This is a genomic window from Rhodococcus sp. BS-15 (genome assembly GCF_000813105.1).
Lineage (GTDB): Bacteria > Actinomycetota > Actinomycetes > Mycobacteriales > Mycobacteriaceae > Rhodococcoides.
The window spans coordinates 1-1,366 of sequence record NZ_BAOX01000543.1; the positions used below are offsets into that span (position 1 = coordinate 1).

Consider the following 1,366-nt stretch of genomic DNA (forward strand, 5'->3'; position numbering starts at 1 on the left):
ACGTCAAGCCGGGTCGTGTGCTCTTCGAGCTGTCGTACCCCGACGAGACCATCGCGCGTGAGGCACTGACTCGCGCCATCCACAAGCTGCCCATCAAAGCACGCATCATCACCAGGGAGGCGACGGACTCCCCGTGCCCGATGCCCAGGTGGTCGACCGCGCCGGCTGGATCGCCGCGGCCGCGTCGTCGATGAAGCACCTGACCGGAGACGACGACGGTACGCCGCCGTCCGGTCTGCTCGGCGGAAAGCCGGCCGGACTGCAGGCGGGGGCGATGCTGGCATTTCTGTCCAGTGCCATTCTCGGCCAGTACGACCCGTTCACCGGCGAGAACGGAACCCTGCTTCTGGTCGCGCCCAACGTGATTGCCGTCGAGCGCGCGCTTCGTGTGTCGCCGAGCGATTTTCGGTTGTGGGTGTGCCTGCACGAGGTGACGCACCGAGTGCAGTTCTCCTCCGCTCCCTGGCTCGGCGGCTACATGCGCGAGAACGTAGGGGTGTTCTCCGACGGCACCGACGAGCCGCTCACCGATGTCGCCAACCGGCTGACCGGCGCACTGAAGGCCCGCAAGAATCCGAGCGGGTCGTCCAAGTCCGAGGACGCAGGCATCGTCGGACTCCTGCGCGCCACCCAACCGCAGCCCCAACGCGACGCCATCGACCGACTTCTGGTGCTGGGAACCCTGCTCGAGGGCCACGCCGACCACGTGATGGACGCCGTCGGACCGGCCGTCGTGCCGACCGTGACGCAGATCCGCAGTGCGTTCGATCAGCGCCGTCGGCGCAAGGTGAACCCACTGCAACGCGTCATCCGAGCACTGCTGGGCATGGACGCGAAGATGGCGCAGTACGTGCGCGGTAAGGCGTTCGTCGATCACGTCGTCGCCACGGTGGGGATGGAACGCTTCAACACGGTCTGGACCGGGCCCGACACCCTGCCGTTGCTGTCGGAGATCGAGGACCCCGACGCCTGGATCGCCCGAGTTCTGGGCTAGTGCTCTTCCCTGAAGGCCCCGCGCTGCTGGAGATCAGGCATGCGGTGCGTGGCTGGCTCGCGGTCCATCCCGGGCCGGTGGCCGTTGCATTGTCCGGTGGAGCGGACTCGTTGGCCTTGACCGCGGCAACCGTGGCCGAGGCTCCGAACGTGCTGGCATTGATCGTCGATCACGGTCTGCAGGCCGGCTCGGCGGAGGTGGCCTCGACCGCGGCGGCGCGAGCTCTCGAGTTCGGCGTCGAGGACGCACGTGTTCTGACGGTGCAGGTGAACGGTTCGGGAGGGATGGAAGCAGCCGCCCGCCGAGCCAGGGTACGACGCGCTGAACCGGGCCCGCGGCGACGCGTCGGTGCTGGTGGCGCACACCCTCGAC

General features: G+C 68.2%; 3 pseudogenes. All 3 read left to right on the forward strand.

The window, feature by feature from the left end:
* Nucleotides 1–119 (forward strand): annotated as a pseudogene (locus tag RHBS_RS27775) (ribosomal protein L16); the annotation flags it as partial.
* 2 nt (nt 120–121) lie between these two features.
* Nucleotides 122–994 (forward strand): annotated as a pseudogene (locus RHBS_RS27780) (zinc-dependent metalloprotease); the annotation flags it as partial.
* Nucleotides 994–1,366 (forward strand): annotated as a pseudogene (locus tag RHBS_RS27785) (ATP-binding protein); the annotation flags it as partial. The pseudogenes RHBS_RS27780 and RHBS_RS27785, both read left to right, overlap by 1 nt.